Source organism: Phyllobacterium sp. A18/5-2 (genome assembly GCF_025452215.1).
Taxonomy (GTDB): Bacteria; Pseudomonadota; Alphaproteobacteria; order Rhizobiales; family Rhizobiaceae; genus Phyllobacterium; species Phyllobacterium sophorae.
Map to the genome: position 1 here is coordinate 1,552,298 of NZ_CP104966.1, position 17,037 is coordinate 1,569,334.

15 protein-coding genes and 1 pseudogene are annotated in these 17,037 nt (G+C 58.5%); 8 read left to right on the plus strand and 8 right to left on the minus strand.

Annotated features, from left to right (window positions below; all coding sequences use genetic code 11):
- Positions 1–21 precede the first annotated feature (21 nt).
- The 8 genes from N8E89_RS07730 to denD form a co-directional block, all read right to left on the minus strand.
- A complete protein-coding gene (locus tag N8E89_RS07730) occupies positions 22–774 on the minus strand; it encodes an SDR family NAD(P)-dependent oxidoreductase (protein WP_106662345.1) in 753 nt (250 codons plus the stop codon).
- A 26-nt stretch (positions 775–800) separates the two neighbouring features.
- Positions 801–2,603: an IlvD/Edd family dehydratase gene (locus tag N8E89_RS07735; protein WP_106662346.1), complete on the minus strand. Its 1,803-nt coding sequence runs from the start codon at positions 2,601–2,603 to the stop codon at positions 801–803.
- 16 nt (positions 2,604–2,619) lie between these two features.
- Positions 2,620–3,519 carry a carbohydrate ABC transporter permease gene (locus tag N8E89_RS07740; RefSeq protein ID WP_106662347.1) on the minus strand — a complete coding sequence of 300 codons (900 nt, stop codon included), beginning with the start codon at positions 3,517–3,519 and terminating at the stop codon, positions 2,620–2,622.
- Between the two features lie 23 nt (positions 3,520–3,542).
- Positions 3,543–4,394 (minus strand): carbohydrate ABC transporter permease, encoded by an 852-nt coding sequence (locus tag N8E89_RS07745; protein WP_410010364.1) that lies wholly within the window; start codon positions 4,392–4,394, stop codon positions 3,543–3,545.
- Between the two features lie 155 nt (positions 4,395–4,549).
- Positions 4,550–5,863, minus strand: a complete 1,314-nt coding sequence (locus N8E89_RS07750; RefSeq protein WP_106662349.1) for an ABC transporter substrate-binding protein — start codon at positions 5,861–5,863, stop codon at positions 4,550–4,552.
- Positions 5,864–5,997: 134 nt separating this feature from the next.
- Positions 5,998–7,062 (minus strand): ABC transporter ATP-binding protein, encoded by a 1,065-nt coding sequence (locus N8E89_RS07755; protein ID WP_106662350.1) that lies wholly within the window; start codon positions 7,060–7,062, stop codon positions 5,998–6,000.
- A gap of 58 nt (positions 7,063–7,120) precedes the next feature.
- The gene (locus N8E89_RS07760) at positions 7,121–7,894 is read right to left on the minus strand and encodes an SDR family oxidoreductase (RefSeq protein WP_262261659.1); all 774 of its coding nucleotides are present in this window, start codon (positions 7,892–7,894) and stop codon (positions 7,121–7,123) included.
- Entirely contained in the window at positions 7,891–8,880 is a 990-nt protein-coding gene (gene denD / locus N8E89_RS07765) for a D-erythronate dehydrogenase (RefSeq protein WP_106662352.1), read from the minus strand. The genes N8E89_RS07760 and denD overlap by 4 nt, the downstream gene beginning before the upstream one ends.
- Positions 8,881–9,041: 161 nt before the next feature.
- Between denD and N8E89_RS07770 the strand changes: the two are divergent.
- The 8 genes and pseudogenes from N8E89_RS07770 (at position 9,042) to N8E89_RS07805 (ending at position 16,989) form a co-directional block, all read left to right on the plus strand.
- Positions 9,042–10,068: pseudogene (locus N8E89_RS07770) on the plus strand (LacI family DNA-binding transcriptional regulator).
- Positions 10,069–10,163: 95 nt separating this feature from the next.
- Complete coding sequence (locus tag N8E89_RS07775) at positions 10,164–10,928, plus strand: DeoR/GlpR family DNA-binding transcription regulator (RefSeq protein WP_106662354.1); 765 nt, start codon at positions 10,164–10,166, stop codon at positions 10,926–10,928.
- Positions 10,929–11,066: 138 nt separating this feature from the next.
- Positions 11,067–12,593: a glycerol-3-phosphate dehydrogenase gene (gene glpD / locus N8E89_RS07780; protein ID WP_245448584.1), complete on the plus strand. Its 1,527-nt coding sequence runs from the start codon at positions 11,067–11,069 to the stop codon at positions 12,591–12,593.
- 54 nt (positions 12,594–12,647) lie between these two features.
- Positions 12,648–13,730: an ABC transporter ATP-binding protein gene (locus tag N8E89_RS07785; RefSeq protein ID WP_106662356.1), complete on the plus strand. Its 1,083-nt coding sequence runs from the start codon at positions 12,648–12,650 to the stop codon at positions 13,728–13,730.
- Between the two features lie 8 nt (positions 13,731–13,738).
- Positions 13,739–14,806, plus strand: coding sequence for an ABC transporter ATP-binding protein (locus tag N8E89_RS07790; RefSeq protein WP_106662357.1), 1,068 nt, complete (start codon positions 13,739–13,741; stop codon positions 14,804–14,806).
- 2 nt (positions 14,807–14,808) lie between these two features.
- Positions 14,809–15,675: a carbohydrate ABC transporter permease gene (locus tag N8E89_RS07795; RefSeq protein ID WP_106662358.1), complete on the plus strand. Its 867-nt coding sequence runs from the start codon at positions 14,809–14,811 to the stop codon at positions 15,673–15,675.
- 88 nt (positions 15,676–15,763) lie between these two features.
- Positions 15,764–16,582 (plus strand): carbohydrate ABC transporter permease, encoded by an 819-nt coding sequence (locus N8E89_RS07800; protein WP_106662630.1) that lies wholly within the window; start codon positions 15,764–15,766, stop codon positions 16,580–16,582.
- Complete coding sequence (locus N8E89_RS07805; protein ID WP_106662359.1) at positions 16,582–16,989, plus strand: DUF2160 domain-containing protein; 408 nt, start codon at positions 16,582–16,584, stop codon at positions 16,987–16,989. The genes N8E89_RS07800 and N8E89_RS07805 overlap by 1 nt, the downstream gene beginning before the upstream one ends.
- Positions 16,990–17,037 lie beyond the last annotated feature (48 nt).

A 17,037-nucleotide genomic window follows, 5' to 3' on the forward strand; every position in this document is an offset into this window, starting at 1 on the left:
AATAACCTTTCTAGCTTGGAATCAGTAGGTGGCACGGCCACCGGAAATGTCGAAGACGGCGCCGGTCGTGAACGAGCATTCCTCGCTGGCGATCCAGGTGATCAGCGACGCAAGCTCTTCAACCTTGCCGAAGCGCTGCATCGGGATCTTCGAGAGCATGTAATCGATGAATGACGGCTGCAACTGCTGAAGGATCGGTGTATCGACCGTGGCAGGGGTGATCGCGTTGACGGTGATGCCATCGTTTGCAAGTTCCTTGCCCAGCGATTTTGTAAGGCCGATCACCGCAGCTTTCGATGCGCTATAGGCAGAGGCGTTGGGGTTGCCTTCCTTGCCAGCGATCGACGCGACATTGACGATGCGGCCATAGCCGTTCTTCTGCATGATGGGCACGACGAAGCGATTGCAATAGAACAGTCCGTTCACATTGATGTCGAAGACACGCTTCCACTGGTCGATTGGATAATCGGCGACCTTTGCATTGGGTCCCGTGATACCGGCAGAGCAGACCAGCACATCGATCTTGCCGAATGCCTTCGCCGTTTCCTGTGCGGCATTCGCCACTTGGTCCGGATCGGAGACATCGAGCCTCACGCCATGCGCCGCGGCACCGAGCGCCTTCTTAGCCTCATCGATCTTTTCCGCATCGACATCCCAGAGGCTGACCGTGCCGCCTTCCGACACGATCCGCTCCGCCGTCTTGAAGCCAATGCCCGAGGCGCCCCCGGTTATGACCGCGTGCCGCCCCTCATAGCGTCTTATGGAATTCGCCATGCTGCTTCCGTTCCTCCCGTGGCAGATCAATGATTGTCGCGCGGCAATCCCTTCGTCTGCGCGATGCGCTGGAACTCGACTGCGGGCTTCAGGACCATGCCTTCGTCCAGCTGTCCGACCATGCCGCGCTGGATTGCCTGCCATGGCGTCTGGCTGGCCGGGTATTTATAGCCGCCCGCGGCGATCAGGTCGTCCTTGCGCTTCTGCAGTTCCTCGTCGTCGATCAGGATATTGGCCGTTCCCTTTCGCAGGTCGATACGCAGGTGATCCCCGGACTTCACGAGTGCCAGCCCGCCATTGACCGCCGCCTCCGGAGAGGCGTTGAGGATGGAAGGCGATCCGGAAGTGCCTGACTGGCGCCCGTCGCCAAGACAGGGCAGGGCATGGATGCCTTTCTTCAGCAGGTATGCCGGAGGCTGCATGTTGACGACTTCCGCAGCGCCTGGGTAGCCGATCGGTCCGGTGCCGCGCATGATCAAAATACTGTTCTCGTCGAGCGCAAGGTTCGGATCGTCGATGCGGTGATGATAGTCTTCCGGTCCGTCGAAGACTTCGGCAATGCCTTCGAAAGCCTCGGGATCGTCCGGGTTCGAGAGATATCGCGCGCGAAACTCTTCGGAGATCACGCTGGTCTTCATGATGGCGCTGTCGAAGAGGTTGCCTTTCAGGTTGATGAACCCGGCTTGTCTTTTCAGCGGCGCATCATAGGGTTTGATGACGTCGGTGTTGAAATTTTCCGCATTCTCGCAGTTCGCACCGATGCTCTTGCCATTGACGGTCAAGGCGCCCGGATGCGGCAATTTGCGCGCCTTCATCAGTTCGGCAACCACGGCAGGTACCCCGCCAGCCCGATGATAGTCCTCGCCGAGATACTCGCCGGCGGGCTGCAGATTGACCAGCAGCGGCACGTCGTGGCCGATCGCCTGCCAATCATCATTGTCGAGCGGAATGTCGAGATGGCGGGCAATTGCATTCAGATGGATCGGCGCATTGGTCGAACCGCCAATGGCCGAGTTGATGACGATCGCGTTCTCGAAGGCCGCGCGCGTCATGATATCGGATGGCTTCAGGTCTTCGCGTACCATGTCAACGATGCGCTTGCCGGTGTCATAGGCCGTTTGTCCGCGTTCACGATAGGGCGCAGGAATAGCCGCGCCGCCCGGCAGTTCCATGCCAAGCGCTTCGGCCAGCGAATTCATCGTGGTCGCCGTGCCCATTGTGTTGCAATAGCCGACAGAGGGCGCCGAAGACGCGACGATGTCCATGAACTCGTCATAGTTGATTTCGCCCGAGGAAAGCTTCTCGCGCGATTTCCATACGATCGTACCGGAACCGGTGCGTTCGCCGCGATGCCAGCCATTGAGCATCGGGCCGACCGAAAGCGCGATCGCCGGGATATTGACGGTTGCTGCGCCCATGAGCATGGCGGGCGTGGTCTTGTCGCAGCCGATGGTCAGCACAACGCCGTCGAGCGGATAGCCGAACAGCACCTCCACCAGGCCGAGATAGGCGAGATTGCGGTCGAGCGCGGCACCGGGGCGCTTGCCGGTCTCCTGGATCGGATGCACCGGAAACTCGAAGGGAATGCCGCCTGCCGCAATGATGCCGTCGCGCACGCGCTTGGCGAGTTCGATGTGGTGCCGGTTGCATGGAGAAAGATCGGAGCCGGTCTGCGCGATACCGATGATCGGCTTGCCAGACTGCAATTCTTCCCGCGTCAGGCCGTAATTCAGATAGCGCTCCAAATAGAGCGCCGTCATCCCCGGATTGTCAGGATTGTCGAACCATTCCTGCGAGCGCAGCTTTTTCGGGGCTTTGGTGGTGGTCATCGAATGGAAACTCCAGCTATTCCTTGACCGCGCCGGTCATGGAAGAAACGTAATAATCGACAAAGAACGAGTAGAGAATGACGACAGGAAGCGATCCAAATAGCGCACCTGCCATCAGTGAACCCCACTCGAAGACATCCCCTCGCACCAGTTCCGTCAGGACGCCGACCGGGACAGTCTTGTTTTCCGAGGATTGGATGAAGGTCAGTGCATAGATGAACTCATTCCACGACAAAGTGAAGGCAAAAATGCCGGCCGAGATCAATCCTGGCACCGCCAGCGGCAATATGATCCGGATGAGGATCTGCCAGCGCGATGCGCCGTCGACCAGGGCGCTCTCTTCCAGCTCGAACGGGATAGAGCGGAAGTAACCCATCAGAAGCCAGGTGCAAAACGGAATGAGGAAGGTCGGGTAGGTGAAGATCAATGCCAGCTTGCTGTCATACATCCCGAACTTGAAGACGATGACCGCCAGTGGGATGAACAGGATCGACGGAGGCACCAGATAGGCCAGGAAGATCAAGAGGCCGACGGGCCGCGACCCGGAGAAGCGCACGCGCTCGATGGCGTAGGCGGCAAAGACCGAGGCTGCAAGCGACAGCACGGTTGCGCAGACGGCAACGACAAGGGTGTTCCAGAGCCAGCCAGGATAGGAGGTTTCGAACAGGAGATATTTGATATGATCGAGCGTCGGCTGCACCACCCAGAACGGGCTGTAATTGCTGTAGTCGGTCAACTGCGAATTCGGCTTCACGGCCGTGATCGCCATCCAGTAGAACGGGAACAGCAGAACGAAGACGAAGACGGCGAGCGGAAGGTAGAGGACGACGATCCGCCTTGGCAGCCGGTTGAGATAGCTCATGCCCTGCGCGTCGTCGGTGAGCGGCTGGGTGGTGGTCTGTTCGGAAATGCTCATTGTAATTCTCCTCCTCGCCGCGCTCAGTCTTGTCCGCCCTGTTGCCATTTGCGGCGTTGCAGGCCGAAAAATGAGAACAGGATCGAGGCAAGCAGGAAGGGGATCATTGCGACGGCGATTGCGGCGCCTTCGCCAAGCTGGCCCCCGGGTATGCCGCGCTGGAACGACAATGTTGCCATCAGGTGTGTGGCGTTGACCGGTCCGCCCTTGGTCAGCACATAGATCAGCTGGAAATCGGTAAAGGTGAACAATACCGAGAACGTCATTACCACGGCGATGATCGGCGTCAGCATTGGCAGGGTGATGAAGCGGAAACGCTGCCAGCCGGTCGCGCCATCCAGCGATGCGGCCTCGTGCAGCGATTGCGGAATGGTCTGCAAACCGGCGAGCAGCGAGATGGCAACGAAGGGAATACCGCGCCAGACATTGGCGGCGATCACCGAAGCGCGCGCATTGTTGGGGTCGCCGAGAAAATTGATCGGGCCGTCGATCCAGCCGAGTTGCATCAGCGACCAGGAAATGATCGAGAACTGTGCGTCGTAGATCCACCAGAAGGCGAGTGCCGACAGCACGGTCGGAACGACCCACGGCAGCAGGATGATGGCGCGAAAGAACGACTTGAACGGCAGGTGCTCGTTGAGAATGAGCGCCAGCCACAGGCCGAAGCCGAATTTAAGGATCGAAGCGATGAGCGTGTAGAATACGGTGTTGTAAACCGCCATCCAGAAAACAGAATCGCGGGCAAGCGCCTGGTAGTTTTCCAGCCCGATGAAAATGCCATCCCTGCCAATTGTCGCATCGGTAAAGCCGAGCCAAACCCCAAGTCCGAGCGGGTAGGTCAGAAAGCACAGCAGGAAAACTGCAGCTGGCAGCATGAAGAACAGGCCGACGGCAGTGTTGCTCCGGGCGATATTGCCGAAGGCCGAAGGCTGCTTCGCAGTTGACGTCATTGTCATCGGATATCTCCGGTTGCTTCGTTAGCGCTGGGTGGCCTTCCGCCGCCAGGGCAGCGAAAGGCCAGTTGTTCGGTTTATACCGCGTAGTAGCGGTTTGCCCGCTTTTCGGCCTGGGCGATGGCGTCTTCCGCCGTCATCTGACCGGTCACGGCTGTAGCGTACATGTCGACCAGAACGTAGTCGGCCATGACACCGGCCGAGGCTGCGCCGAGCGGGCCAGCGTAACCGTTGGGACGCAGGGTGCTCGAGGCCTTGGCATACGCTGCGTGGATGGGGTCCGACTTCCACACCGGATTGTCAGCAAATGCTTTCAAAGGCTGGCAGCAATAAGCGCTGGCGCCTTCGATCCACGCATTCATGTTTTCTGCCTGATACATGAACTGCAGGTAAGCCTTGGCTGCTTCCGGATATTTTGTGTGCTTGAAGATGGAGATTGTGGAAGTCTGGTGCAGTTCGACCGACTGGCCAACCGGGCCGATCGGCAGGTTTGTCGAACGCATATCCTCAGCGATCGCAGCCATGGCTGGATCCTTCTTGGCAGCGTAATATACCGAAACACCATTGGCGGTCAGTGACACCTGTCCGGCAAGGAAGGCGCGGTTGTTGTTGACGTCCTGCCAGCTTTCCGTGCCCGGAATGAAGGTCTTGTAGAGTTCTTGCGCGTATTTGACCGATGCCAGCGTCTCGGGGCTGTTGATCACCACCTTGCCGCTTTCATCGACCATCTTGCCACCATGGCTCCACAGCAGCCAATGCGCATAATTGTTGCCGTCGCCAACCGCCTTGCCATGCGGGAAGCCTGCAGGCGTACCCTTGGCATGCATCGCCTTGCACAGTTCGAGGAAGCCGGCTGTATCTTTCGGGAACTCGCTGAAGCCGGCGGCCTTCATATGGCTGTCGCGATAGACGACAGCATTGCCGATAGCGCAGAGCGGCACGGCGATGAACTTGCCGTCGCGTTTTGCATAGCCTTCGAGACCCGGATACCAGCCGCCATTCGCCTTGCCGAGATATTCGCCAAGCTCAGTCACGTCGACGAGCTTGTCCGGATATTGCTGCGGATCGTCAAACCAGCTCATGACCATATCCGGTCCCGAGCCTACATTGGCGGCAACGGCGGCTTTCGGGCGAACGTCCTCCCAGCTTTCCTTGTCGATACGTACCTGGACGCCGGTAGCATCGGTAAACTTCTTGGTGTTGGCCAGCCACGCTGCCTCTTCCGCGGGAACGAATGGTACCCAGCGCAACAGGCGAAGGGTTGCACCCTCTTCCGGCTTATAGGCCGGCGCGGATTGCGCGAAAGCCGGGGTAAGGCCGAACCGGTTGAGCCCGGCGGCGGCGACGAGCCCGGCAGATGCGCCGAGAAGATGTCTTCTGTTGATAGTCATTGATGCTCCTCCATATAACGACCGAATGGACACAGGCCTCTTTTCAAAATGCTCCCACATTCTGGGCCAACCGTTGTCGGGGATCTTATGACCGGCACCTGCTCCCCGACTGGCAGGCGCGGCTTAGGTACGTCTCAGACCAGGCGTTTGCCTGTCTCCGCGTCGAACAGATATGTCGCCTCCGCATGAATGGAGAGGCCGACGATTTCGTCTGGGCGGGCGTTGATGCGCTGATGGAACACGCCCGTAATCAAATCGCCGCCAACCCGCATGATCATTTGCGTCTCGGAGCCGGTAGGCTCGATCACCACGACCTCGGCCGGTATGCCGCCATTTGCGATCGTCATATGCTCTGGGCGCAGTCCGTAGATCAGTGCGCGCCCCTTGGCGCTTTCCGGCGCCTTGGCAACCGGCAGCACCACACCATTGTCGGTGATGAATTTCTGGGTGTCGTTCGGGTCGAGCTTGCCCTTGATCATGTTCATCGCTGGCGAACCGATGAAGCTCGCCACGAAGAGGTTGGCTGGCTGGTCGTAGAGCTCCAGCGGTGCACCGATCTGCTCGACAAGGCCATCATGCATGACCACGATCTTGTCGGCCATGGTCATGGCTTCGATCTGGTCATGGGTGACATAGACGGTCGTGGTCTTCAACCGCTGATGCAATTCCTTGATCTCGGCACGCATGGCAACACGCAGCTTGGCGTCAAGGTTTGACAGGGGTTCATCGAACAGGAAGACTTGCGGATCGCGCACGATAGCACGGCCCATGGCCACACGCTGGCGTTGACCGCCGGAAAGCTGACGTGGAAAGCGGTCGAGGAGATGCGTGAGCCCGAGAATCTCCGCCGCTGGTTTTACCCGTTTGTCGATCTCGGATTTGGGTGCACCCTTCAGCGTCAGCGAGAAGGCCATGTTGTCCGCGACGGTCATGTGCGGATAGAGCGCATAGTTCTGGAACACCATCGCGATGTCGCGTTCCTTGGGTGCAAGGCCGTTGACCACCTGGCCGCCGATGCGAATCTCGCCGGCGGAAATATTCTCCAGCCCGGCCAGCATGCGCAGCAGCGTGGACTTGCCGCAGCCGGACGGGCCGACGAGAATGACGAATTCGCCATCGGCAATTTCGATATCGACGCCCTTGATTACCGGATGCGTTCCGAATGATTTTCGTACATCGGCGAATTCGACAGATGCCATGCCTGTTCCTCTCAAATTGTCATGACGATGCTTCTCCCAAAGCCTCGTCCAAATCCTTCTATCCTCGTCCGACCAGCGGCATTTTCGTCGCCATGATCGTCATGGTCAGCACATTTGCCTCAAGCGGCAGGCTGGCCATATGAACCACCGCATCGCCGATGTAGTGCGCCGGAATTGTCGGCTCGCTCGCGGTCTCGCCATTCGCCTGGAGCACGCCAGCCGCCATCTTCGATGTCATCTCGGTCGTCGCATTGCCGATGTCGATCTGGCCGCAGGCAATGTCGAATGGCCTGCCATCCAGCGCGGTTGATTTGGTGAGACCGGTAACTGCATGTTTCGTCGCCGTATATGGCGCGGAATACGGGCGCGGTGTCTGTGCCGAAATCGAACCATTATTGATGATGCGCCCGCCGCGTGGCGATTGTGCCTTCATCAGTTTCATGGCCTGCTGCGTGCAGAGGAAGACACCGGTCAGATTGGCGCCTACGATAGCGTTCCAATGATCGAACGTAAGTTCTTCCATCGGGATGTTCGGTACATTGACCCCTGCATTGTTGACGAGCAGGTCAAGCCGTCCGAATTCGGATTTGATCGCCTCGAACAGCGCTGCAACCGAGTCCGGATCACTCACATCGGCAGTGATTGCCTTGACCGTGCCCCTTGTCTCGCCGGCGAGTGCCCTCGCTGCCTCATCGAGAACGTCCCTGCGCCGGCCAGAGATCACGACCGTATAGCCCGCTCCGAGCAAGGCGCTGGTAATTGCCTTGCCGACGCCGGTGCCGCCGCCGGTCACCAATGCAATCTTGCCCCTGCCTGAATCTTCTTTGGTCATGCTGGAACGTTTCCGCCAAGTTCGTCTTCAATATGCGCCTTGATGATGTCATCAAAAGCCGTTTCGGCCCTAAAGCCAAGCTCTGTTGCGCGTGCCGTGTCGAAATCTGTCGCCCAGCCTGCCACGATCTTCTGGATCGTCGGATCCGGTTCGCGGCGGATCAGCTTGACTGCTTTTTCACCGGCGACGCGCTTCAGGGCGGCAATCTCCTCGCCGACCAGTGCAGAGAGGCCCGGCATGGACAGATTGCGCCGCGGGCCCACCTTGTCGAGGTCAAGCGTTGCTGCATGAATGAAGAACCCGACGGCCGAGCGCGGGCTGGCAAACCAATGGCGAACATTTTCGTCCACGGGCAGCACGGCTTCCTGTCCGGCCAACGGCTCACGCAGGATGTTCGAGAAGAAGCCCGAGGCCGCCTTGTTAGGCTTGCCGGGGCGAATGCAGATTGTCGGCAGGCGAATGCCGATTCCGTTGAAGAAGCCGCGGCGGCTATAGTCGGATAGCAGAAGTTCGGAGATTGCCTTCTGCGTGCCGTAGCTGGTCAGTGGCGTTGTGAAGAACTCGTCGCCGATCTTGTCGGGGAACGGCGTGCCAAACACGGCAATTGATGAGGCGAATACCACGCGCGGCCGGTAGGGGGCCTTATTGCTCTCCAGACGGATCGCTTCGAACAAGGCACGTGTGCCGTCGAGATTTACCTTGTAGCCTTTTTCGAAGTCGGCTTCGGCTTCCCCGGAAACAATGGCCGCCAGATGGAAGATCATGTCCGGGCGGCTGGAGATCAGCGAGTCAGCGACCCCGGCGTCGGAAAGGTCTGCCGCTCTGGATACGGAAATGCTGGAGAACGCGGTGGGCGCCGCGGGTTCAATCACATCGACCAGCGTCAGCTTGTCGATGTCTGCACCCAGTAAACCAGGCTCAGCGGCAATTTTGTCCAGTAATTTGCGGCCAACCATTCCGGCTGCACCGATAACGAGCACATGCATATGCGATAGACCTCCCTGCAAGCCTCTCCTCAGGCTTATGGGCGCTATCAAAACCAACCTATGACAGCGCTGTCATAAAGTTATGCATAATGACTAGCATTCATCAAGCGTTTTATGGTAGCGCTGTCATTATTCTTTCAGCCGCACTGGATCGGGAGGCCATGTCGCGCAAACGCAACGCTCATCGAAGTCCCGACATGCCGACCTTGGCCGACGTCGCCCGGCTGGCAGGCGTGAGTGAGATTACTGCGTCGCGCGTCGTCCGTGCCCAGGGGCCGATTGCCGATGCAACCCGCACACGCGTGCTGAACGCCATTGCAGAACTCGGCTATATTCCAAACCGCGCAGCAGGCAGCCTCGCTTCTGCCGGCTCCACATTGATGAGCGTTCTTTTGCCCTCGCTCTCCAATATCGTTTTTCCGGATGTGTTGCGAGGCATTCATACCGCTCTCACGCAAACGGCGTTTCAGCCCGTGATCGGCGTGACCGACTATGATCCGCTGGTCGAAGAGCGCATTCTTGTCTCATTTCTAGCCTGGCAGCCAGCAGCGATCATCCTCGCCGGGCTTCACCATACACCGACGGCCCGCCGCCATCTGGAGCATGGGAGGTTCCGCGTTGCCGAACTCATGGATATTGACGGTGATCCCGTTGATATTGCTGTTGGCATGTCGCACCGCCAGGCTGGCTATGACACCGGCCGGCACCTCATCCAGCGTGGCTATCGCCGCTTCGGCTATGCCGGGCATAGTGTCGTCTTCGATGATCGCGCCACCGCCCGTTACGAGGGACTTTGCACGTCGCTGCGTGAGGCCGGGCTCTCGCTGGTTGCCGAGCATCGTCATCCGGGCCCAAGCTCGACTATGGCGGGGCGTGATCTCGCTGGAGATTCTTCTCGCGACCGAGCCCGGTCTCGACGTGGTGGTGTTTCCGAACGATGACATGGCGATGGGCGGAATTTTCCACTGCATGCATGTCGGGATTACCGTGAAGCAGCAGCTTGGAATATTCGGCTTCAATGGGCTGGATATCGGGCAGGCGATGTCCATGCCGTTGTCGACGATCCTGTCGAAGCGCTTTCTCATCGGCAAGACGGCAGCTGAAAAATTGCTCGAAAGCCGTGAGCGCCCCGAGGAAAAGACCATCATCAATACCGGTTATGAAATCATCGAAGGTGCGACCGCATAGGTCAGAGTGGTTCATTTTCGCTTTTGCGCCGATTGACATAAGTTCATTTTCGTTTTCGAATGGCGTCACAGAAAACGAAAATGAAAGTTGACACGATGTTTCTGCCCCCCAGACATGCCGAAATTCTGGAGATGGCCAAGGAACATGGCCGCGTCCTCGTTGACGATCTCGCCGTTCACTTCAATTTGACGCCGCAGACCATTCGCAAGGATCTGAACGATCTGTGCGACCAGCGCCTGCTTACCCGCATTCATGGCGGTGCGCTGTTTCCTTCCGGAGTGCAAAATCTCGAATATGAGGCGCGCCGGCTCATCGCGGCAGGTGAGAAGGAGGCGATCGGCCGCGCGGCCGCCAATCTCATTCCGGATAACGCTTCGCTCTTCGTCAACATTGGCACCACCACCGAGGCGGTGGGGCAAGCCTTGCTTGATCGCAAAGGCCTGATGATTATCACAAATAATATTAATGTTGCCAATAAGTTACGTATTTACCCCGACATTGAAGTGGTCATCGCAGGTGGCGTGGTTCGTGGCTCCGATGGAGGTATTGTCGGCGAAGCCGCAGTGGATTTCATTCGCCAGTTCAAAGTGGATTTCGCGGTGATCGGCACCTCTGCCATCGACAGCGACGGGGCTCTGCTCGATTTCGATTTTCGCGAAGTGAAGGTTGCCCAAGCCATCATGGCCAATGCGCGCCATGTGATCCTCGTTTCTGACTCGACCAAATTCGAGCGCACGGCGCCCGTGCGCATCGGCCATCTCTCGCAGGTCCACACTTTTATAACCGATCGCTGCGAAAGCGCGGCAATCCGGCAGATTTGTGCCGATGCCGACGTACGGCTCATCGAAACCTCGGCCTGATTGGGCACTTGTGCCGTTTTGCAATGCGCAGTATAGTTCACTTCAGTTTCGTATTGCTTTCGTAATTCATTTGTGTATCTTTCGCAATTGCGAGGAAATGGTGCGTTGCGAAAAATCGGGAGGATGGAATTGCCAGGTTTGGCCGAACACGTCTTCGACATCTTCGTTATTGGCGGTGGCATCAATGGATGCGGCATCGCGCGGGACGCTGTTGGCCGCGGCTATTCGGTGTTCCTTGCGGAAATGAACGATCTCGCCAGCGGCACTTCTTCCGGCTCCACCAAGCTTATTCATGGCGGGCTGCGCTATCTCGAATATTATGAATTCCGGCTGGTGCGCGAATCATTGATGGAGCGCGAAGTGCTGTGGGCCAATGCGCCGCATATCATCTGGCCGATGCGCTTTGTCCTGCCGCATCATGCCGGCCTGCGCCCGGCCTGGCTCCTGCGGCTTGGCCTCTTCCTTTATGACCACATCGGCGGCCGCAAGAGGCTCCCTGCGACGCGGACGCTCGACATGACCCGCGATCCGGCGGCCAAACCGCTGAAATCGCTCTACACCAAGGCTTTCGAGTATTCCGATTGCTGGGTCAACGATGCGCGCTTCGTCGCCTTGAATGCCCGTGATGCCGCCGATCGCGGTGCCGTCATCCGTACCCGCACGAAGGTGGTCAGTGCCCGGCGCGATGCAAATGTCTGGACCCTGACCCTGCAGGACGACCTGACCGGCACCACGGAGGAAATCCGCTCGCGGCTCGTGGTCAATGCTGCCGGTCCCTGGGTGGATGAGGTGCTGACCGGTGTCGTTGGCAGCAACAATGCGCACAACGTCCGCCTCGTGCAGGGCAGTCATATCGTCGTGAGGAAGAAGTTCGACGATCCGCGCGCCTACTTCTTCCAGAACACCGACGGCCGCATCATTTTCGCCATTCCCTACGAACAGGATTTCACGCTCATCGGCACCACCGATCAGGATTATCACGGCAATCCTGCGGAGGTAAAAATCAGCGATGCCGAGATCGATTATCTCTGTGCAGCGGCCAGCGAATATTTCGTCGAGCCAGTCAAGCGGGAACATGTTGTGTGGACCTATTCCGGTGTGCGCCCGCTCTATGACGATGGTGCGTCCAAAGCCCAGGAGGCCACGCGCGACTATGTGCTGAAGGCCGACGCACCGCATGGCCAGGCGCCGCTGCTCAACATATTCGGCGGCAAGATCACGACCTACCGGCGTTTGTCGGAACACATGCTGGAGAAAATCGAGGATCAGCTTGGCAAAAAGGGGAAGCCCTGGACCGCCACTGGCACTTTGCCGGGCGGCGATTTTGCGGCAACCGCCTTCGATGCCGAGTTGCACAAGCTCAAGGTCGATTATCCTTTTCTGCCGGACGTTCATGCGCACCGCCTGTTCCGGCTTTACGGTACGAAAGTCCGGACATTGCTCGGGCGCGCAGCATCGATCGACGATCTTGGCAGGCACTTCGGCTCTGATCTTTACGAGGCGGAGGTTCGCTACCAGATCGATCATGAATGGGCCGTGACGGCGCAGGACGTGCTGTGGCGCCGCACCAAGAAGGGTTTGCATTTGAACGCTGACGAGGCAGCCGCGCTTGATCGCTTCATGGAAGATGCGGTCGACCGGCGGCGCAAGCTCGCAGCCGAATAGTTTTGGATTGAGCGATGTGGACAAATGTCCGCATTGTCTCTGGGAGGAGAGCATATGTTGGAATTGCGGAATGTATCCAAAGTGGTGGGCGGTAAGCCCCATCTCAGCGATATTTCGCTGACTTTGGAACATGCCACGCTGAATGTCCTGCTCGGCCCGACCTTGTCCGGCAAGACCAGTCTCATGCGCATCATGGCTGGCCTCGATGCGCCGACCTCGGGCTCGGTCTGGTTCGATGGCAAGGATGTGACCGGTGTGCCGGTGCAGAAGCGCTCGGTAGCCATGGTCTATCAGCAGTTCATCAATTATCCGGCTTTCACGGTCTATGAGAACATCGCCTCGCCCATGCGCGTTGCCGGCGCCGATAGTGCGACCATCGACCGCGAAGTGCGCAAGGCCGCGGAACTGCTGAAACTCACGCCGTTCCTTGACCGCACGCCGCTCAGCCTCTCCGGCGGTCAGCAGCAGCGCACGGCGCTGGCGCGTGCCATCGTCAAGAATGCCAAACTGGTTCTGCTCGATGAGCCGCTGGCCAATCTCGACTACAAGCTGCGCGAGGAATTGCGCCAGGAACTGCCGAAGATATTCGCCGAATCCGGTACGATCTTCGTCTATGCCACCACCGAACCGCATGAGGCGCTGCTTCTTGGTGGCAATACCGCGACCCTTTCGGAAGGCCGCATCACCCAGTTCGGGCCGACCATCGATGTCTTCCGCAAGCCGGACGACCTGATCACCGCGCAGACTTTCGCCGACCCGCCGCTCAACACAATTGCGCTGGCCAAGTTCGGCAAGGTGTTCCAGCTGGAGGGTGGTGTCGCTCTGCCGGTGCCCGCGCATCTCGCCGAATTCGCAGATGGCACTTACACCATCGGCTTTCAGCCGCACCATGTCGCGACAGTTCGGACGAATCCCGGCGAGATCGGTCTGAAAGCGACGGTCACCGCGACGGAAATCACCGGTTCGGAAAGTTATGTGCATCTCTCTTTTGCAGATGCGCGCTGGACCATGCTGGCGCATGGTATTCACATCTACACGCCCGATGAGGAGATCGAGATCTTCATCGATCCGCGCAATCTGATGATTTTTGACGCGAGCGGCAATTCCGTCACCCGCCGCCAGAAGCTGGCGGCATAGGAGCGATCATGGCACGCATCGACCTCAATCACATCCGCCATGCCTACGGCCCCAACCCGAAATCGGACAAGGACTATGCGCTGAAGGAAGTGCATCACAGCTGGGAGGATGGCGGCGCCTATGCTCTGCTTGGGCCGTCCGGTTGCGGCAAGACCACCCTGCTCAATATCATTTCAGGGCTGATCCATCCTTCGCACGGTCAGTTGCTCTTCAACGGCGAGGATGTAACGAACCTTTCCACCCAGGAACGCAATATCGCGCAGGTATTCCAGTTCCCGGTCATCTACGACACCATGACCGTCTACGACAATCTTGCCTTTCCCTTGCGCAATCGCGGTGTGCCCGAAGCGGAGATTGACCGCAAGGTGCGCGAAACGCTGGAAATGATCGATCTCGCCAGCTGGGCCAAAAAGAAGGCGCGCGGTCTCACCGCCGATCAGAAGCAGAAGATATCGCTGGGCCGTGGCCTCGTTCGATCCGACGTCAATGCCATCCTGTTCGATGAGCCGCTGACGGTTATCGATCCCCACATGAAGTGGGTGCTGCGCTCGCAGCTGAAGCAATTGCACCAGCGCTTCGGCTATACCATGGTCTATGTCACGCACGACCAGACCGAAGCCCTGACTTTCGCCCAGAAGGTCGTTGTCATGTATGACGGCGAGATCGTGCAGATCGGTACGCCCGAGGAACTGTTCGAGCGGCCGAAGCACACCTTCGTCGGTTATTTCATCGGCTCGCCCGGCATGAACGTCATGCCGGTAAAGCTCGCCGGCGGCATGGCTCAAATCGGCAGCCACCAGATTCAGCTGCCATCACCTGCCATGCCTGTCGCCGCAGGCAAGATTGAACTTGGAATTCGCCCGGAATATGTGCGTCTCGGACGTCTTGGCATACCGGTCAAGATCGCCAAGGTCGAGGATATCGGCCGGCACAAGATCGTCCGCACCCGGCTCGAAAATCAGGAGATCGCCGTCATCGTCGGCGAGGGTCAGGATATTCCGGCCGAACCGCATGTCGCCTTCGATCCGAAAGGCATCAATATCTACGCCGATTCCTGGCGGGTGGAAGGACAGTAACCATGGAAAAAACCTGGAACAACAAAGCTTGGTTCATGGTCCTGCCGGTGCTGCTGCTGGTGGCCTTTTCCGCCGTCATCCCGCTGATGACCGTGGTCAACTATTCGGTGCAGGATACGTTCGGCAATAACCAGTTCTTCTGGGCCGGCACGGAATGGTTCGAAGAGATACTTCACTCCGAACGCTTTCATGCCGCGCTCGGGCGTAACCTTGTCTTCTCGTTCATCATTCTTGCCATCGAGGTGCCGCTTGGCATCGTCATCGCGCTCAACATGCCGCGCAAAGGCTGGGGCGTTCCGGTCTGCCTGGTGCTGATGGCCCTGCCGCTGCTTATCCCGTGGAATGTTGTTGGTACCATCTGGCAAGTATTCGGTCGTGTCGACATCGGCCTCCTCGGCTACACACTCGCCAAGCTTGGCATCAATTACAATTACGTTCAGAACCCGATGCATGCCTGGTTCACGGTCATCATCATGGATATCTGGCATTGGACCAGCCTGGTGGTGCTTCTCTGCTATGCCGGTCTTGTGTCGATCCCCGATGCCTTCTACCAGGCGGCCAAGATCGATGGTGCGTCGCGCTGGGCGGTGTTCCGTTACATCCAGTTGCCGAAGATGAATCGCGTGCTGCTGATCGCCGTGCTGCTGCGCTTCATGGATAGTTTCATGATCTATACCGAGCCTTTCGTCGTCACCGGCGGCGGCCCCGGCAATTCGACGACGTTCCTGTCGATCGACCTCGTCAAGGTGGCTGTCGGCCAGTTTGACCTTGGTCCGGCAGCGGCCATGTCGATCATCTACTTCCTGATCATCCTGCTGCTGTCATGGGTCTTCTATACGATCATGACCAATTACGATGCGGAGCGCTGATATGTCGGTGAGACAGGAAACACTTGCACGCACCAGCGAGCGGCCCGAAGCCGAGCAGCGGCAGATCGACAAGGCGCTTGCCCGCAAGATGCGCAAGCGCGGCGACGAGTCGAAGTTCTGGTGGCTCATTCCGACGCTCTACATCATCTTCCTGATGCTGCCGATTTACTGGCTCATCAATATGAGCTTCAAGACCAACCAGGAAATCCTCGGTGCCTTTTCGCTCTGGCCAAAAAGCCCGACGCTGCACAATTACGCGGTCATCTTCACAGATCCGTCCTGGTACAAGGGCTACATAAATTCCATCATCTATGTGGTGATGAACACGGTGATCTCGGTGCTGGTGGCGTTGCCGGCGGCCTATGCGTTCTCGCGCTACCGGTTCCTCGGCGACAAGCACCTGTTCTTCTGGCTGCTGACCAACCGCATGGCTCCGCCCGCCGTATTTGCGCTGCCGTTCTTCCAGCTCTATTCGGCATTTGGGCTGATTGACACGCACATCGCCGTGGCGCTTGCCCATTGCCTGTTCAACGTGCCGCTTGCCGTTTGGATCCTTGAAGGCTTCATGTCGGGCGTTCCGAAGGAAATCGATGAGACCGCCTATATAGACGGGTACTCCTTCCCCCGCTTTTTCGTGAAGATCTTCGTTCCGCTGATCGCAAGCGGTATTGGTGTTGCCGCCTTCTTCTGCTTCATGTTCTCGTGGGTGGAACTGCTGATCGCCCGCACCCTGACGACGACTGCCGCAAAGCCAATTGCCGCCATCATGACACGCACGGTCTCGGCCTCGGGTCTGGATTGGGGTGTGCTTGCCGCAGCTGGCGTGCTGACCATCATTCCGGGCGCGATCGTTATCTATTTCGTCCGCAACTACATTGCCAAGGGCTTTGCCCTGGGGAGGGTATAATGGAAACGACAAGGCGTTGGCCCGTGGTGCTGGCGGTTGTCGCAGCCGCTTTCACAATCATGGTCGGGCTTCTCGTTGCGGCTGTGCCTGTCAAGGATGGCGCGCGCGACTGGTTCGCACCTCTGGTTGCCGGCGGTTGGATGGCCTGGACATTCCCGACTGCGCTGTTCTTCCTCACCATCTTTGCGCTCATGTCGCTTATGGCCGTATGGGAATATGCCTCTCCAGGTGGCAACCCAAGGGTTGGCATCTTGCGCTTTGAAACCACGCGCGGCGACCGGCTGTTCGTGTCGCTGCTCGGCAGCGCATTCATTCACCTCGCCTGGCTCGGCCTTGTCGGCCCGAACCTTTGGTGGGCTCTGGCTCTCTCTGTGGTCTACGCAATCGGCGTATTCCGCTTTGTCTAGGAACAAGGTGCAAGGCATTCCGCCACGCACCTGACGATGCAATCGCAA